At 71.9% G+C, this 19,357-nt stretch carries 1 protein-coding gene; it reads left to right on the forward strand.

Going from position 1 to position 19,357, the window contains the following annotated elements; genetic code table 11:
* Positions 1 to 60: 60 nt before the first annotated feature.
* On the forward strand, positions 61 to 19,227 hold the full coding sequence (locus ACFWAR_RS33845; RefSeq protein WP_385785715.1) for an amino acid adenylation domain-containing protein: 19,167 nt from the start codon (positions 61 to 63) through the stop codon (positions 19,225 to 19,227).
* Positions 19,228 to 19,357: the final 130 nt, after the last annotated feature.

Genomic DNA, 19,357 nt, shown 5'->3' on the forward strand with positions numbered 1-19,357 from the left:
GGCGAGGACTTCTCCGGTTGGGACAGCTCGTATTCGGGCGAGCCGATCGCTTTGGGCGAGATGCGTGCCTGGCGGGACGCGGCGGTCGAGCGGGTGCGTGGTTTCGGCGCGCGACGCGTGCTGGAGATCGGTGTGGGTTCTGGTCTGCTGATGGCACACCTGGCCGAGGGCGTCGAGGAGTACTGGGGCACCGATCTCTCGGCTGCGGTGATCGGCCGTTTGGAGGGGCAGGTCAAGGAAGCCGGGCTCGAGGACCGGGTCCGCCTTCGGGCGCAGGCCGCTGACGTGGTGGAGGGGCTGCCGGAGGGGTTCTTCGACACGGTCGTGATCAACTCCGTGGTGCAGTACTTCCCTGATGGTGAGTATTTGGCGCGGGTGATCGACCAGGCCATGGGCCTGCTGGCTCCGGGCGGCCGCCTGATCGTGGGGGACGTGCGCAACGCTGGCTCGCTGCGTGTTCTGCACGCCGCGGTGAATGCGGGGCGCGGCGCGGTGGCCCGCGCGGTCGTCGACCGTGCGGTGCTCCTGGAGAAGGAGCTGGTGGCCGCGCCGGAGTTCTTCACGGGCCTCGCCACGCGTGATGAGCGGATCGGCGGTGTCGATGTGCGGCTCAAGCGCGGCGGCTACCACAACGAGCTGACCCGGCACCGCTATGAGGTGGTGTTGCACAAGGCTCCGGCGGAGGTCCTGGATGTGTCCGGGGTGCGGGAGATCGTGTGGGAGCAGGGTCTGGACCTGTCCGGGCTGCCGGGTGGGGGTGTTCCGGTGCGGGTGGTCGGTATCCCCAACGCCCGGCTGGTCGGGGAGGTGGCGGCCGAGCAGGTCATCGACGGGCACGACGCGGAGGACTTCGGTCCGGCGGTGGATCCGGAGACCCTGATCGCGCAGGGCGCGGCCCTGGGCCTGCTGGTGGTGCCGACGTGGTCGGCGCGCTCGGTGGCGTACTTCGACGCGGTGGTCCTGCCTGCCGGTACCCCGGCGGACGTGGTCCTCAGCGGTGTGTACGCGCCGTCCACGGCATCGGGCTCCTGGGTGAACAGTCCGGCTGCGGCGCGTGGGATCGGTGCGGTGGTCAAGGCCGCGCGGGCGCGGTTGGTCGAAGGGCTGCCGGATTACATGGTGCCGTCGGCGGTGATGGTCCTGGATCACCTGCCGTTGAACCCGAACGGGAAGCTCGACCGGCGGGCGCTGCCGAAGCCGGACTACGCGGCCACCGCGGGCGGCCGTACCGCCCGCTCCCCTCAGGAGGAGATCCTCTCCGGGCTCTTCGCCGAGGTCCTGGGTGTGGACCGGGTCGGGATCGACGACAGCTTCTTCGACCTCGGCGGGCACTCCCTGCTCGCGACCCGCCTGGTCAGCCGCATCCGCACCGTCCTGGGCGTGGAAGTCCCCATCGCCACGCTCTTCGAAGCCCCCACCGTGGCGGGCCTCGCGGTCCGGCTCGTCGAGGGCGGCCGTACGCGCACCGAACTGGTGCCGATGCCCCGCCCGGACGTCCTCCCGCTGTCCTTCGCGCAGCGCCGCCTGTGGTTCCTCCACAAGCTGGAAGGGGCCTCGGCGACCTACAACATGCCGGTCGCCCTGCGCCTCAAGGGCGCCGTCGACGCCGGTGCGCTCCGTGCGGCCCTGGGCGACGTGATCGGCCGGCACGAGTCCCTCCGTACGGTCTTCCCCGAATCCGGCGGCGAGCCGTTCCAGCTGGTGTTGGACACCGCCGGAGCGGACTTCGGCTGGGACCACCGCGTGGTGGACGAGGCTGATCTGCCGGGCCTTCTGGACGCCGCGGCGCGTCGGGGCTTCGACCTCGCGACCGAGATCCCTTTGCGGGCCTGGTTGTTCGAGGTGAGCGCCGATGAATGCGTTCTCCTCATGCTCATGCACCACATCGCCGGTGACGGCTGGTCGATGGGTCCGCTCACCCGGGACGTGGTCGACGCCTATACGGCGCGGGCCCGGGGGAAGGCGCCGCAGTGGGAGGACCTCCCGGTGCAGTACGCCGACTACACCCTGTGGCAGCGTGAACTGCTGGGCGACGTGTCGGCTCCCAGCGCGCTCTTCGAGAGCCAGATCGACTACTGGCGCGAGCAGTTGGCGGGGCTGCCGGAACTGGTCAGCTTCCCGGCCGACCGGCCGCGGCCCGCCGTGGGCTCGTACCGCGGGGCGCACCTCACCCTGGAACTGGACACCAAGCTCCACCGGAAGCTGATCGCGCTGGCACGCGGCTCGAACGCGACCGTGTTCATGGTGCTCCAGGCGGCCATGGCCGCTCTGCTGACCCGGCTCGGCGCGGGCACGGACATCCCGCTCGGCTCGCCCACGGCGGGTCGGATGGACAATGCCCTCGACGACCTCGTCGGCTTCTTCGTCAACACGCTGGTGCTGCGCACGGACACCTCGGGCGACCCGAGCTTCGAGGAACTGCTCGGCCGGGTCAGGCAGACCAGTCTGGCGGCGTACGCCAACCAGGAGGCCCCCTTCGAGCACCTGGTGGAGCTGCTCAACCCGCAGCGTTCGACCTCGCGCCACCCGCTCTTCCAGGTCATCCTCGCCCTGCAGAACGCTCCTGAGGCGGCCATCGATCCGGACGGGCTCCAGGTGGAGTTCGAGGGGCTGGACCTGCGGATCTCCCCGGCCGACGCCGTGGTGAACGTCCTGGAACGCCGGGACCGCGCCGACAACCCGGCCGGTGTCGACTTCTACGTCGAGTACGCGACCGACCTCTTCGACCGTTCCACGATCCAGCGCGTCATGGAGCGTTGGGTGCGGTTGTTGGAGCAGGTGGTGGTCGATCCGTCGGTGCGGATCGGTGAGGTGGAGTTGTTGGGTGGTGTGGAGCGTGCCGAGTTGTTGGCGGTGGGTTCTGGTGGTCGTGTCGTGGTGCCCGGGGTGTCATTGGCGGGGTTGTTCGAGGGGCAGGTGCGGCGTGATGCGGATGCGGTTGCCGTGGTGTGCGGTGCCGATTCCCTCACGTATGGGGAGTTGAATGCGCGGGCGAATCGTTTGGCGCGTTGGTTGGTGGGTCGGGGTGTGGGTCCGGAGCGGTTGGTGGGTGTGGTGTTGCCGCGTTCGGTGGAGTGGGTGGTTGCTGTGCTCGCGGTGTCGAAGGCGGGTGGGGCGTATGTGCCGGTGGATCCGGAGTATCCGGTGGAGCGGCGTGCGTTCATGTTGGCTGATGCGGCGCCTGTGTTGGTGGTGGACGAGGGTGTGATGGGGCTGGATCTGTCGGGGTTCGACGGGTCGGACGTGGGAGTGGATGTCGAGCTGGATCATCCGGCGTATGTGATTTACACGTCGGGTTCGACGGGTGTGCCGAAGGGTGTGGTGGTGTCGCATCGGGGTGTGGCGGGGTTGGCCGCGGCTCAGGTGGAGCGCTTCGGTGTGGGTGTGGGGAGCCGGGTGCTGCAGTTCGCCTCGCCGAGCTTCGACGCGGCGGTATCGGAAGTCCTGATGGCGCTGACCTCGGGTGCCACGCTGGTCGTGCCGGAGCCGGGGCGGCTGGTCGGCGAAGCCCTTGCCGCGGTCCTGGTGGAGCAGGCGGTCACGCATGTGACCTTGCCGCCCTCGGTGTTGGGCGCGTTGCCGGTGGGAGCCGAGGCTGGTCTGTCGGCGTTGGAGACGGTGGTGTTGGCGGGTGAGGCCGCTGCGCCGGAGTTGGTGGAGCGTTGGTCGGCGACGCGTCGGGTGGTGAACGCGTACGGTCCGACGGAGTCGACGGTGTGCGTTTCGATGAGTGGTGCGTCCGTGGGTGGGGACGTGCCGATCGGTCTTCCGATTCTGAACACGCGGGTGTTCGTGTTGGATGCGGCTCTGCGTCCGGTGCCGGTGGGTGTGCCGGGTGAGTTGTATGTGTCGGGTGCGGGTGTGGCTCGGGGGTATGTGGGTCGGGCTGGTCTGACGGGTGAGCGGTTCGTGGCGTCTCCGTTCGGTGTGGGTGAGCGGATGTATCGGACCGGGGATGTGGTGCGGTGGCGTGGCGATGGTCAGTTGGAGTACGTGGGGCGTGCGGATGATCAGGTGAAGGTGCGGGGGTTCCGTATCGAGCCGGGTGAGATCGAGTCGTTGTTGGTGGGGTATGAGGGGGTGCGTCAGGCGGCGGTGGTCGTGCGGGAGGACACTCCGGGCGATCAGCGCGTGGTGGCGTACGTGGTCACGGGTGGTGGGAGCGTCGATCGGGAGGCTCTGTTGGCCCGGTTGGCGGGTCAGCTGCCGGAGTACATGGTGCCGTCGACCGTCGTGGTCCTGGACGCGCTGCCGTTGACCCCCAACGGCAAGCTCGACCGACGCGCACTGCCCCAGCCCGAGTACGCGACCGCCACCACCGGACGCGCACCGCGCAATGCGCGGGAGGAGATCCTCTGCGGGCTCTTCGCCGAGCTGCTCGGTGTCGACCGGGTCGGCATCGACGACGGCTTCTTCGACCTGGGCGGGCACTCGCTGCTCGCGACCCGCCTGGTCAGCCGCATCCGCACCGTCCTGGGCGTGGAGCTGCCGATCATGGACGTCTTCGACGCCCCGACGGTCGCGGGCCTCGCGGGGCTGCTCGAGGTGGCCGAGGCGCGGGTGCGCGCGGTCCTGGCGCCCGTGGAGCGCCCGGATTCCGTACCGCTGTCCTTCGCCCAGCGCCGCCTCTGGTTCCTCCACCAGATGGAGGGCCGCTCGTCGACCTACAACATTCCGCTCATTCTCCGCCTGAAGGGTGCGGTGCACGCGGACGCCCTGGACAGCGCGCTGCGCGACGTCATCGGGCGCCACGAGTCGCTGCGCACCGTCTTCCCCGAGGTCGACGGCGAGCCCTGCCAGCAGGTGCGGGAGAGCGCCGACTTCGCGTGGGAGCGCCGTTCGGTCACCGAGGACTCGCTCCCGCAGGCACTGGAGGAGGCCGCTCGGTACGGCTTCGACCTGGCGAACGAACTGCCGCTGCGCGCCTGGTACTTCGAACTCGACGCGACGGAGGGCGTGCTCCTGCTCCTGATCCACCACATCGCCGGTGACGGCTGGTCGATGGGTCCGCTCGCGCGCGACGTGGTCGACGCCTACACGGCGCGGGCCCGGGGACGGGCGCCGCAGTGGGAGGACCTCCCGGTGCAGTACGCCGACTACACCCTGTGGCAGCGCGAGCTGCTGGGTGAGGCGGCCGACGCGGACAGCCTCTTCCAGAGCCAGGTGTCCTACTGGCGCGAGCAGTTGGCGGGGCTGCCGGAGCAGGTCAGCTTCCCGGCCGACCGGCCGCGGCCCGCCGTGGCTTCGTACCGCGGCGGCTACTTGACCTTCGAGCTGGACGCCGCCCTGCACCGGGGGCTCCTCTCGGTCGCCCGGGCATCGGGGACCACGGTGTTCATGGTGCTCCAGGCCGGTATGGCCGCTCTGCTGACCCGGCTCGGCGCGGGCACGGACATCCCGCTCGGCTCGCCCATCGCCGGCCGCATGGACGACGCCCTCGACGACCTCGTCGGCTTCTTCATCAACACGCTGGTGCTGCGCACGGACACCTCGGGCGACCCGAGCTTCGAGGAGCTGCTCGGCCGGGTCCGCGACACGAGCCTGGCGGCCTACGCCAACCAGGACGTGCCCTTCGAGCACCTGGTCGAGCTGCTCAACCCGCAGCGCTCCACCTCGCACCACCCGCTCTTCCAGGTGATCCTGGGACTCCAGAGCGCGCCCGAGGCCGCCTTCGAACTCCCCGGTCTCCAGGTGGAGCTGGGCGGCCTGGACCTGAACGTGGCCAAGGCGGACCTCGAACTCAACGTGGTCGAGCGCAGGGGCCGCGACGGCAGCCCCGAAGGGGTCCTCTCCGCGGTCCAGTACTCCACCGACCTCTACGACCGCGCCACCGTCGAAGCCCTGCTGGAGCGTTGGGTGCGGTTGTTGGAGCAGGTGGTGGTCGATCCGTCGGTGCGGATCGGTGAGGTGGAGTTGTTGGGTGGTGTGGAGCGTGCCGAGTTGTTGGCGGTGGGTTCTGGTGGTCGTGTCGTGGTGCCCGGGGTGTCGTTGGCGGGGTTGTTCGAGGGGCAGGTGCGGCGTGATGCGGATGCGGTTGCCGTGGTGTGTGGTGCCGATTCCCTCACGTATGGGGAGTTGAATGCGCGGGCGAATCGTTTGGCGCGTTGGTTGGTGGGTCGGGGTGTGGGTCCGGAGCGGTTGGTGGGTGTGGTGTTGCCGCGTTCGGTGGAGTGGGTGGTGGCTGTGCTCGCGGTGTCGAAGGCGGGTGGGGCGTATGTGCCGGTGGATCCGGAGTATCCGGTGGAGCGGCGTGCGTTCATGTTGGCTGATGCGGCGCCTGTGTTGGTGGTGGACGAGGGTGTGATGGGGCTGGATCTGTCGGGGTTCGACGGGTCGGACGTGGGAGTGGATGTCGAGCTGGATCATCCGGCGTATGTGATTTACACGTCGGGTTCGACGGGTGTGCCGAAGGGTGTGGTGGTGTCGCATCGGGGTGTGGCGGGGTTGGCCGCGGCTCAGGTGGAGCGGTTCGGTGTGGGTGTGGGGAGCAGGGTGCTGCAGTTCGCCTCGCCGAGCTTCGACGCGGCGGTATCGGAACTGCTGATGGCGTTCTCGGCGGGTGCGGTGCTGGTGTTGGGCGAGGGGGAGAAGCTGACGGGCGACGCGTTGGTCTCGTTGTTGGAGGGACAGGCGGTCACGCATGTGACGGTGCCGCCGTCGGTGTTGGGTGCGTTGCCGGTGGGTGTCGAGGCTGGTCTGTCGGCGTTGGAGACGGTGGTGTTGGCGGGTGAGGCCGCTGCGCCGGAGTTGGTGGAGCGTTGGTCGGCGACGCGTCGGGTGGTGAACGCGTACGGTCCGACGGAGTCGACGGTGTGCGTTTCGATGAGTGGTGCGTCCACGGGTGGGGACGTGCCGATCGGTCTTCCGATCCTGAACACGCGGGTGTTCGTGTTGGACGCGGCTCTGCGTCCGGTGCCGGTGGGTGTGCCGGGTGAGTTGTACGTGTCGGGTGCCGGTGTGGCTCGGGGGTATGTGGGTCGGGCTGGTCTGACGGGTGAGCGGTTCGTGGCGTCTCCGTTCGGTGTGGGTGAGCGGATGTATCGGACCGGGGATGTGGTGCGGTGGCGTGGGGACGGTCAGTTGGAGTACGTGGGGCGTGCCGATGATCAGGTGAAGGTACGGGGGTTCCGTATCGAGCCGGGTGAGATCGAGTCGTTGTTGGTGGGGTATGAGGGGGTGCGTCAGGCGGCGGTGGTCGTGCGGGAGGACACTCCGGGCGATCAGCGCGTGGTGGCGTACGTGGTCTCCGGTGGTGGGAGCGTCGATCGGGAGGCGCTGTTGGCCCGGTTGGCAGGTGTGCTGCCGGAGTACATGGTGCCCTCGACCGTCGTGGTCCTGGACGCGCTGCCGTTGACCCCCAACGGCAAGCTCGACCGACGCGCACTGCCCCAGCCCGACTACGCGACCGCCACCACCGGACGCGCACCGATCAGTCGCGAGGAAGAGGTCCTCTGCGGGCTCTTCGCCGAGGTCCTCGGGATCGAGCAGGTCGGCGTCGACGACGGGTTCTTCGACCTGGGCGGGCACTCGCTGCTCGCGACCCGCCTGGTCAACCGGATCCGCAGCGAGATGGGCGTGGAGATCCCCTTCCACATCATGTTCGAGTGGCCGACGGTGAGCGGCCTCGTCGAACAGTTGGGTCTCGGGGCCGCCCCCGACACCCGCCGCCCGGTCGGCCGCACGGAGCGGCCGCAGGACGTACCGCTGTCCTTCGCCCAGCGCCGCCTCTGGTTCATGGACCAGCTGGAGGGTCCCTCCACGACCTACAACATGCCCCTCCCGCTGAGGTTGAAGGGCGAGCTCGACGAGGCGGCCCTGCGCTCCGCGCTCAGCGACGTCATCGGGCGCCACGAGTCGCTGCGCACCGTCTTCCGCGCGGTCGACGGCGAGCCGTACCAGGTGGTGCTGGACGCCACCGAGGCCGCTTCCGGCCTGGTCCAGGTACGTCGCGCCGTGCCGGAGCAGGAGCTCCCGGCGGTGCTGGGCGCGGCTGCCCGGCACACCTTCGACCTGGCCCGCGAGGTCCCCTTCCGGGTCTTCCTCTTCGAACTCGGCGCCGATGAGCACGTCCTGCTGCTCCTGCTGCACCACATCACCGGTGACGGCTGGTCCCTGGGCGCGCTGGCGCGCGACGTGGTCGAGGCCTACGGGGCGCGTCTGGCGGGCCGGGCTCCGCAGTGGTCCGAGCTCCCGGTGCAGTACATCGACTACACGCTGTGGCAGCGCGAGCTGCTGGGCTCCGAGGACGACCCGGAGAGCCTGTACGGCCGCCAGGTGGCCTACTGGCGCGAGACCCTGGCCGGGCTCCCGGAGCAGATCGGCCTCCCGGCCGACCGGTCCCGGCCGGCCGTGGCCGACCACACCGGGGCATCGGTGGACTTCGAACTGGACGCGGAACTGCACCGGCGCCTGACCGAGCTGTCCCGGCAGAGCGGCGCCACCGTGTTCATGGCGCTCCAGGCGAGCATGGCGGCGCTGCTGACCCGGCTCGGCTCGGGCACGGACATCCCGCTCGGCTCGCCCATCGCCGGCCGCATGGACGACGCCCTCGACGACCTCGTCGGCTTCTTCGTCAACACCCTGGTCCTGCGCACGGACACCTCCGGCGACCCGTCCTTCGGGACGCTGCTGGAGCGGGTCCGGGAAGCGAGCGTGGGCGCGTACGAGCACCAGGACGTGCCCTTCGACCACCTGGTGGAGCTCCTCAACCCCGACCGGTCCGCGTCCCACCACCCGCTCTTCCAGGTCATGCTCGTCCTCCAGGACAACCCGACGGCGGAGTTCCGCATGGCCGGGCTGGAGATCAGCGGCGAACCCGTGGACATCGAGACGGCCAAGGTCGACCTGTCGGCCAACGTCCTGGAACGCCACGACGGGGCGGGCGCGCCCGCCGGGATCGTGGGCGCACTGAAGTACGCCACCGCCCTCTTCGACCGCTCGACCGTCGAAGGCCTGGTGCGGCGCTGGGTGCGGCTGCTGGAGCAGGTGGTGGCCGACCCGTCCCTGCCGATCGGCCAGGTCGACCTGCTGGACCCGGCCGAACGCGGACAGATGCTGACCGCCTGGAACGACACGGCCGTGGAGGTCCCCCAGCTCACGCTGCCGGAACTGTTCGAGACCCAGGTGCGGCGCGCCCCGGACGCCGTCGCCCTCGTCCGCGGAGCCGAGTCCCTGACCTACGGCGAGCTGAACGCCCGGGCCAACCGGCTCGCGCACTGGCTCGTCGCCCAGGGCGTCGGCCCGGAGAAGCTCGTCGGCGTCATGGTGCCGCGGACCCCGGACACCGTCGTCGCGGTCCTCGCCGTCCTCAAGGCGGGCGGTGCGTACGTACCGGTCGACCCGGAGTACCCGCGTGCGCGGCGCGACTTCATCCTCGCCGACTGCGCACCGGTGCTCGTTCTGGACGGCGCCGCCCTCGACCAGGACCTGTCCGGCTTCGACGACACCGATCCCGAGATCGAGATCGAGATGGAGCACCCGGCGTACGTCATCTACACCTCGGGTTCCACCGGTACGCCGAAGGGCGTCGTGGTGGAGCACCGGTCCGTGGCCAACTACCTCAACTGGTCGGCCCACCACTACCCGGCGGCACGCGGCGCGACCCTGGTGCCCACCTCGATCGCCTTCGACCTGACCGTCACCGGCCTCTACACCACGCTGGTCGTCGGCGGCCGGGTCTACCTGAGCGCGCTGGACGAGCTCCCGGCCCAGGGCAACGCGGTGCCCGTCGCGCTGCTCAAGGCCACCCCGTCCCATCTGCCGATGCTGGGCGACCTCCCCAAGCAGTGGTCTCCCGGCGAGATGCTGATCCTCGGCGGCGAGGCGCTCACCAGCGAGGCGCTGGCGCAGTGGCGGGCCGCCAACCGTCGGGTCACGGTCGTCAACGCCTACGGCCCGACCGAGACCACCGTCAACTGCACCGAGTTCCGCATCGGTCCGAAGGAGAAGCTGCCCGCGGGTCCGGTCCCGATCGGCCGCCCGTTCTGGAACATGCGCGCCTACGTCCTGGACGAACGGCTCGGACTGGTACCCACCGGAGCGGTCGGCGAACTGTACGTGGCCGGAGCGCAGTTGGCCCGCGGATACATCGGCCGGGCCGCCCTGACCGCGGAGCGGTTCGTGGCCTGCCCCTTCGAACCGGGGGCGCGCATGTACCGCACCGGTGACCTCGTGCGCTGGCGGGCCGACGGACAGCTCGAGTACGCCGGGCGGGCGGACGAACAGCTCAAGATCCGCGGCTTCCGCATCGACCCGGGCGAGATCTCGGCGACCCTGCTGGGCCACGAGGACGTGCGCCAGGCGGTCGTCACGGCCCGCGAGGGCGCGCAGGGCGACACCCAGCTCGTCGGGTACGTCGTGGCCGACGGCGCGCGGGGCACGGCGGGTGTGGACACCGGCGCCCTGCGGTCCTTCCTGGCCGAGCGGCTCCCGGAATACATGGTTCCGGCCGCCGTGGTGGCCCTGGACGCCATCCCGCTGACGCCCCACGGCAAGCTGGACCGGCGCGCCCTGCCGGCCCCCGACTTCGGGGTGCTCAGCGCGGGCAGGGCCCCGCGCGACGTGCGCGAAGACGTCCTGTGCGGGCTGTTCGCCGGGGTCCTGGGCGTCGACCGGGTCACCATCGACGACAGCTTCTTCGACCTGGGCGGGCACTCGCTGCTCGCCACCCGGCTCGTGAGCCGGATCCGGGCCGCCCTGGGGGTCGAGGTGCCCATCAGCGCGGTGTTCGCCGCGCCGACGGTCGCGGGACTGGCCGCACACATGGAAGCGGGCACCGGCGCCGTCCGCACGGCGCTCGCCCCCGTACCGCGGCCCGCGACCGTACCGCTGTCGTTCGCCCAGCGCCGCCTGTGGTTCCTGCACCGCCTGGAGGGGCCCTCGGCCGCGTACAACTGGCCCTTCGCACTCAGCCTCTCCGGGCCGGTGGACCAGGACGCGCTGCGCGCCGCACTGCGCGACGTGGCGCTGCGGCACGAATCGCTGCGCACGGTCTACCGGGAGACCGACGGGGAGCCCCACCAGGTCGTGCTCGACCCGGTCGCCGCCGCGCTGCCGCTGAGCGTGGTCGAGACGGCGCCCGAGCACATCCACCGGGCGGTGCACGAGGCCATCGGCCACCCCTTCGCCCTCGACGCCGAACCCCCGGTACGGGCCTGGCTGTTCGTGCCCACCGCGTCCCGGACCACTGCCGCCGAGGGGGACGCCGAGGGGGACCACGATCGCGCGACCGGGCCGACCGGCCCGGTCCTGGTGCTCCTGATGCACCACATCGTCGCCGACGGCGCGTCCCGCGCCGCCCTGATGCGGGACCTCTCCGAGGCGTACGGGGCACGGCTCGGGGGCGCCGCCCCCGACCGGGCACCGCTGCCCGTCCAGTACGTCGACTACGCGCTCTGGCAGCAGGAGCTGCTCGGCCGCACCGACGAACCGGACAGCCTGGTCTCGCGGCAGCTCGCCTACTGGAAGGACGCCCTGGAGGGCATCCCCGCCCAGCTCGAACTGCCCACGGACCGGCCGCGCCCCGCGATCGCCGGCTACCGGGGCGGCGTCCTCTCCTTCACCCTGGACGCCGAACTGCACGCGGGCCTGCGCCGGCTCGCCGCCGACTCCCGCTCCACCCTGTTCATGGTCCTGCAGAGCGGCTTCGCCGCCCTGCTCACCCGACTCGGCGCGGGCCACGACGTCCCCGTCGGCGTCCCGATCGCCGGGCGCACCGACGAAGCCCTGACCGACCTGGTCGGCTTCTTCGTCAACACCCTGGTGCTGCGCACGGACACCGGCGGCAACCCGAGCTTCGGCGAACTGATCGAACGGGTCCGCGACACCGCGCTCGGCGCCTACGCGCACCAGGACCTGCCCTTCGAGTACCTGGTCGAGGCCGTCAACCCGGTCCGCTCGCTGTCCAGCAACGCCCTCTTCCAGGTGATGTTCCAGCTCCACAACGTCGACGCGCCCGCTCTGCACCTGCACGACGTCGACGCCACGCCCTACCCGTTGGACGGCGACAACTCCAAGTTCGACCTGTTCCTGAGCCTGGCGGAACACCAGACGGCCGAGGGCCGCCCCGCGGGGCTGAGCGCCACCTTCGAATACGCCACCGAACTCTTCGACACCACCACCGTCGAGAAGTTCGCCGCCCGCTACGAGCGACTGCTGCGCTCGGCGGTCCAGGACCCGACGGTCCGCATCGAGGACGCCGAGCTGCTCGGCGCCGCCGAGCGGACCGAGATCCTGGTCGCGCGCAACGCCACGGCCGCGGAGCCGCCCGCACGATGGGTGCACGAAGGATTCGAGCTCCAGGCCGGGGCGACACCCGACGCCCCCGCCGTACGGTGCGGCGCCGAGCAGCTGGACTACGGCCGACTCAATGCCCGCGCGAACCGGCTGGCCCGGCTCCTGATCGACCGGGGCATCGGCGCCGAGAGCGTCGTGGCGCTGGCCCTGCCCCGGTCGATCGACCTGGTCGTCGCCCTCCTCGCCGTGCTCAAGGCGGGCGCCGCCTACCTGCCGATGGACCCCACCAACCCGAGAGACCGGCTCGCCTACGTCCTCGCGGACGCCGCCCCGGCCGCTCTGATCACCACGGCCGCCCTGCACGGGGCCCTGCCGCAGCCGCTGCCCGAGTGCTCCGTCCGGCTCGGCGACCCGGCGGTGGAGGACCTGCTGGCCGCCCTCCCGGAGCGGGACCTGACCGACGCGGACCGGCGCACCCCCGTCCGGGCCGACCACGCCGCCTACGTCATCTACACCTCCGGATCCACCGGCTACCCCAAGGGCGTGGTGATCCCGCACGCGGGCATCGCCCACTTCCTCGACGCCGTCCTCGACCGCGTCCCGCTGGCCCCGCACGACCGCATGGTCGCCGCCACCACCATCACCTTCGACATCGCCGCCGTCGAGATCCACGCCCCGCTGCTGCGCGGGGCGTGCGTGGAACTCGCGACCGACCGGGTCGCCAAGGACCCGATCGCCCTCCACCGGTTGATCCGCGAAAGCGGCGCGACCACCTTCCAGGGCACCCCCTCGGTGTACCGGGCGATCCTCGCGCACGACCCGCACGGCCTCACCGACCTGCGGTTGCTCGTCGGTGGCGAGGCCCTGCCCGCCACCCTCGCCGAGCAACTGCACGCCCAGGGCGGCGGCGCCGTGAACCTCTACGGGCCCACCGAGGCCACCGTCTGGATCACCGCGGCCGACGTGACCGGCCCCGAACGGAGCCCGCGCATCGGCCGGCCGTTGCGGAACGCCACGGTGTACGTGCTCGACGCCGGCCTGCGGCCGGTCCCCGACGGAGTCCCGGGCGAGCTCTACCTCGCCGGGCCCTTCCTGGCCCGCGGCTACCTGCGCCGGCCCCGACTGACCGCCGAGCGGTTCGTCGCGAACCCGTACGACACCCCCGGCAGCCGCATGTACCGCACCGGGGACCTCGTCACCTGGCGCGCCGACGGCGGTCTGGAGTTCATCGGCCGGGTCGACGACCAGGTCAAGGTCCGCGGCTTCCGCATCGAACTCGGTGAGATCGAAGCCGCGCTCTCCCGGCAGGAGGGCGTCGCGGCCGCCACGGTCCTCGTCCGCGAGGACAACGGCTTCCCGCAGCTCGTCGGATACGTCGTACCCGACCGGCAGGGGACGGCGGGCACGGACGGCGCCGAGAGCGGCCGCCAGGTCGAGGCCTGGCAGGAGGTGTACGACTCCCTCTACCGGGACCAGGACGGGACCGGCGGCTTCTGGGAGGACTTCGGGATCTGGACGAGCAGCTACGACGGCGCCCCGATCCCGCTCGCCGAGATGCACGAGTGGCGCGAGGCGGCCGTCACGCAGGTCCTGCGCTCGCGCCCGCGCAACGTGCTGGAGCTGGGCGTCGGCAACGGCCTCATCCTCTCCCGGCTGGCGCCGCACTGCACCGCCTACTGGGGCACCGACTTCTCGGCGCCGGCGATCGACGCCCTGCGCGCGCGCATCGCCGTCCACGAGGAGCTCGCCGACCGCGTGGAACTGCGCGCGCAGCCCGCGGACGACACCTCCGGCCTGCCCCGGGACTTCTTCGACACCATCGTCGTCAACTCCGTGGCGCAGTACTTCCCCGACGCCGCCTACCTGAGCGACGTCATCCGCACGGCGATGGACCTGCTCGTCCCCGGCGGCTCCCTCTACCTCGGGGACATCCGCAACCTGCGGCTGCTGCGCACGATGCAGGCCGGTGTGGCCACGGCCGCCGCCGCGGGCACCGCGGCGGCCGCCGATCCGAGCGCCCTGCGCGCCCAGGTCGACCACAAGGTCGACGGGGAGGAGGAACTGCTCCTCGCACCGGAGTTCTTCACCGATCTCGGCCGCGAACTGGCCGACGTCGGCGGGGTCGACATCCGGCTCAAGCGGGGGACCCACGGGAACGAACTCTCCCGCTACCGCTACGAAGTGGTCCTCACCAAGACCCCGGCCGTCCCCGCCGCCACCGAAGGACTGCCGGAGGTCCCCTGGGACCGCTGCCCGGCGGGCACCGACGCCCTCGCCGACCTGCTCCGGGAACACCCCGGCGGCCTGCGGCTCACGGACGTCCCCAACGCCCGCCTCGCCGACGACGCGGCGGCCCTGCACCGCATCGACGGGTCCGAGCCGGAGCCCGCGCCCCCGGCGGCCGACCCGGAGGACCTCGTCGCCCGCGCCGAACTCCTCGGCGCCGGAGCCGTCGCCACCTGGGCCGCGAGCGGTGACCCGCACCGCTTCGACGTCGTCCTCCTGCCGTCGGTCGAAGGCCCCGTGGCCGCCTTCCACGGACGGCGGCACACCAGCGGTACGGCGCACCCGGCGCCGTACGCCAACAGTCCCGCACGCACCGCCCGCCCGACCGCACTGCACCGGGAACTGCCCGCCCTACTGCGCGCGTGGCTGCCCGACTACATGATCCCCTCGGCCTTCGTCGTGCTCGACGCCCTGCCGCTCACGCCGATCGGCAAGCTCGACCGCAAGGCGCTCCCCGCCCCCGACCACACGATCCTCAGCTCCGGCCGGGCCCCCCGCACCCCCGGCGAGGAAACCCTGTGCGAACTCTTCGCCGACGTGCTGGGTCTGGAACGGGTGACCATCGACGACAGCTTCTTCGACCTCGGCGGGCACTCGCTGCTCGCCACCCGGCTCGTCAGCCGGATCCGCGGCGCGCTGGACGTGGAGGTGCCGATCGCCACGGTCTTCGACGCGCCCACCGCGGCCGGACTGGCCGCACGCATCGACTCCGGGGCGGCGGTGGCCCGTACAGCCCTGAAGCCCATGGTGCGACCCGCATCGGTGCCGCTGTCCTTCGCCCAGCGCCGGCTCTGGTTCCTGGACCGGCTCGAAGGCCGCTCGGCGACCTACAACCTGCCGCTCGCCCTGCGCCTGCGGGGCCCCGTCGACGAGGCGGCGCTGCGGGCGGCCCTGGCCGACGTCATCGCCCGCCACGAATCGCTGCGCACCGTCTTCCCCGAGACCGACGGGGAACCGCGCCAGCACGTCCGTGACGACGCGGAGGCGGACTTCGGCTGGCGCGTCACCCCGGCCACCGAGGACGAGTGGCCCCGCCACCTCGCCGCCGCCGCCGGACACGCCTTCGACCTCGCGACCGAGATCCCGATCCGCGCCGAGCTGTGGCGCGTGACGGAGCGGACCGACGCGGCGGCGGGCGCGGCCGGCGCCGCCGACGGCGACCGCATCCTCATGGTGCTGCTGCACCACATCGCCGGGGACGGCTGGTCGGCCGGCCGACTGCTCCGGGACCTGACCGCCGCCTACGCCGCCCGGTGCGGGGGAACCGCACCCGACTGGCCGCGACTGCCGGTCCAGTACGCCGACTACACGCTCTGGCAGCGCGAGCTCCTCGGTGACGAGGACGACCCGGACAGCGCCGTCGCGCACCAGATCGCCTACTGGCGGGGGCTGCTCGACGGGGCGCCGGAAGAGCTGACCCTCCCCACGGACCGTCCCCGTCCGGCCGAGCCCAGCTACCGGGGCGGCGCCGTCCGCTTCGCCCTGCCGGTCCCCGTGCACCGGGCCCTGGCCGCCCTCGCCGAGAGCGCGGGTGCGAGCACCGCCATGGTCCTCCAGTCCGCGGTGGCCGTCCTCCTGTCCGGGCTGGGCGCCGGTGACGACATCGTGCTCGGCACCCCCGTCGCCGGTCGCACCGACGAAGCGGTGGAGGACCTGGTCGGGTTCTTCGTCAACACGCTGGTGCTGCGCGCCGACCTGTCCGGAGACCCGACCTTCGGCGACCTCGTCGGCCGGGTCCGCCAGGCCGTCCTGGAGTCCTACGGCCACCAGGACCTGCCGTTCGAGCGGCTGGTCGAGCTGGTCAACCCCTACCGGGCCACCGCCCGGCACCCGCTGTTCCAGGTCATGGTGGACTTCGGGGTCACCCAGGAAGCGTTCGACGGGCCGGCCGCCCTCGACATGGAAGCCGTCGACGTCGACACGCGCACGGCCAAGTTCGACCTCGACTTCACCTTCTCGGAGCGCACCGCGCAGGACGGCGCCCCGGCCGGGGTGGCCGGTGTGCTCCGCTACGCCGACGACCTCTTCGACCGGGCAACGGCCCGGTCGACGGCCGACCGGCTCACCGCGCTCGTGGACGCCCTGGTGGCCGCCCCGCAGCAGCGGTTGAGCGGGATCGACCTCCGCAACCCCGCCGAACGGCAGCGCCAGGAGGACTTCGGATCCCGCCCCGTCACGCCGACGACCCCGGACCCGACCGTCGTGACCCTCTTCGAGGCGCAGGCGGCGGCCACCCCCGGAGCGACCGCCGTCGTCGGGGACGATGCCGAGCTGACCTACGCACAGCTCAACGCCCGGGCCAACGCCCTGGCCCGACGGCTGATCGCGCACGGAGCGGGCCCCGGCCGGATCCTGGCCCTGGCCCTGGCGCCCTCCGCGGAAGCGGTGGTCGCCCTGCTCGCCGTGCTGAAGACGGGCGCGGCCTGCCTCGCCCTGGGCACCGACCCGGACGCCGCCACCGTGGAAGCGGCCGATCCGCTGCTCGTCATCGCCGCCGCCCCGGTGAGCGGCGACCGGCCGGTACTGACCCCCCGCGCGGCGGAATCCGACGTACAGGACGCGCAGGACGCGCAGAACGTGCAGGACACGGAGCGCACCGGGCCGCTGCTGCCCGCGCACCCCGCACAGGTGTACGCGGGGCCGTACGCCCACGCGGTCACCCACGCGGAACTGGCCGCGCTCGCGGCGGACCACCACGCCCACGTCTTCGGCGCCGCGACGGCGGCCGTGGCCATGACCCACCCCCTCTCCCGCGTCGACGCCTGGGACGCGCTGACGGCCCTGCTCCACGGCCGGGAACTGCACCTGATCGGGGCCCCCGACACCGCGGACGCACGGACGACCGTCGACGCGGTGCGCGCGGCCCGCACCGATGTCCTCGCCACCACCCCGCAGGTCCTCGAACGGCTCCTCGCCGACGGCCTGCTCACCGCCGCGGAGCACGGCCCGACGACCCTGCTGCTGTCCGGCGAACCCGTCGGCGCACCCCTGTGGCAACGCCTGCGGCTGCGCCCCGGGATCCGTACGTACGCGGTCCACCGTCCCGCGGGCTGCGGGGCCCTCGCGCTCGCGGGCTACGTCGGGGCCGAGGAAGGCCCCGTCCTCGGCCGCCCCCTCGCCGGGGCGGCGGCCCACGTACTGGACGCGGACCTGCGCCGCGTGCCCGAGGGCGTGATCGGCGAGCTGTACCTGGAGGCGACCCGAGCGGACGCCTGCGCGACCGGGCACAGGTGCGTACCGAGCCCCTTCCGCCCCGGCGGGTGGATGCACCGTACCGGAGCGCTCGTCCGGTGGAGGACGGGCACGGGAGGCCTGGAGTTCGTCGCGCACGAGGACGAGCACGCGGTGCTGCGCGGGCTGCGCGTCGAACCGCGGGCGATCGAGGCCGTGCTGAGCGAGCACCCCGACGTCGCCCGGGCCGTCGTGAGCGTGCGCGAGGACCGCGCCGGCGCGTCGGTCCTGATCGCCCACGTCGTACCGGCGGGCCCCGACGCGCGGACCGACCCCGCGGCGCTGCGGGCCCACGTGGCGGGCCGGCTCGCCGAGCACCTGGTCCCGGTGGCCTTCGCCCCCGTGGCGCGCCTGCCGCTCACCGGGCACGGCGAACTCGACCGGGCCGCCCTCCCGGACCCCTTCGGGGAAGAGACCACCGACGGGCACCGCGGGCCCCGCAACCCCCGCGAAGAAATGCTGTGCACGCTCTTCGCGGAATTCCTCCACCTGCCCAAGGTGGGAATCGACGACAACTTCTTCGAACTCGGCGGACATTCGCTGTCCGCGATCCGACTGCTGGTACAGATCAAATCAGTGCTGGGCGTCGAACTCCCGGTCAAGGCCATGATGGAAACCCCCACGGTCGCCGGCCTCTCCCTGCGCATGGCAGGTGATTTCGAGGGGAACTCCCTCGATGTCGTCCTGCCGCTGCGCACCGGCGGAACCGAGAATCCCGTCTTCTGCGTACACGCCGGAAGCGGGCTCGGATGGACCTTTTCCGGACTCCTCCGACACATCGACAAGAACGTCCCCGTATACGCCCTCCAGGCGAGCGGACTTGACGGAATGGGGACCCTCGCCCATTCGGTCAGGGAGATGGCCGAGGACTATGTCGAGCGCATCCTGGAAGTGCAGCCCGAAGGCCCCTACCGCATTCTCGGTTGGTCCTTCGGCGGAGTGGTCGCCCACCAGCTCGCGGAGATCCTCGAAGAGCGCGGCCGGAGCGTGGAGCTGCTGGCCCTGCTCGACTGCCACCCGGTCAGCACCGTCAGCCGACAGGAGGTGGAGGAGGCCATGGCCAAGGTGGAGGTCGCCGACGTGTACCGGGCCATGCTCGGCATCTTCGACCTCGAACTGACCGACGAGGAGGCGGCCGACCTCACCCACGAACAGGCCGTCGACATGCTCAGGACGCACAACACCGCCCTGGCCGGCCTCTCCGCACCCGAGGTCAGGGCCATGATGGACGTCACGCTGAACAACGCCCGGATCGGGCTGGACGTGGTCCACCGACCCGTGTCCGCGCCGACGCTGGTGCTGGCGGCCGTAGGCGGCGCGATGGACCACCGGCTGGAGCCGGGCGTCTGGGACCCCTACGTGGGCGCCGGCGTCGACTACCGCACGGTCGACTGCAAGCACACGCACATGATGAATCCGGAGCCGCTGCGCGAGATCGGCGCGATGGTCTCGGACCGGCTGCGCGCCACCCGGTAACCGGACGCACGGCACAGGAGAACCAGCACAACGACGGGGCCCCGGAGCCAAATCCGGGGCCCCGTCCCGTCTGTGACCGCGCCGCGACCGGGCGCGGCGGAAGTTGACAGAGTGCCCCCGCACCGGTTCG

This window comes from Streptomyces sp. NPDC059917 (assembly GCF_042730635.1).
Taxonomy (GTDB): Bacteria; Actinomycetota; Actinomycetes; order Streptomycetales; family Streptomycetaceae; genus Streptomyces.

Excerpts from the sequence above, each read along its gene's own strand:
- ACFWAR_RS33845 (WP_385785715.1), top strand. The coding sequence starts at position 61 with ATGCGTGCCTGGCGGGACGCGGCGGTCGAGCGGGTGCGTGGTTTCGGC.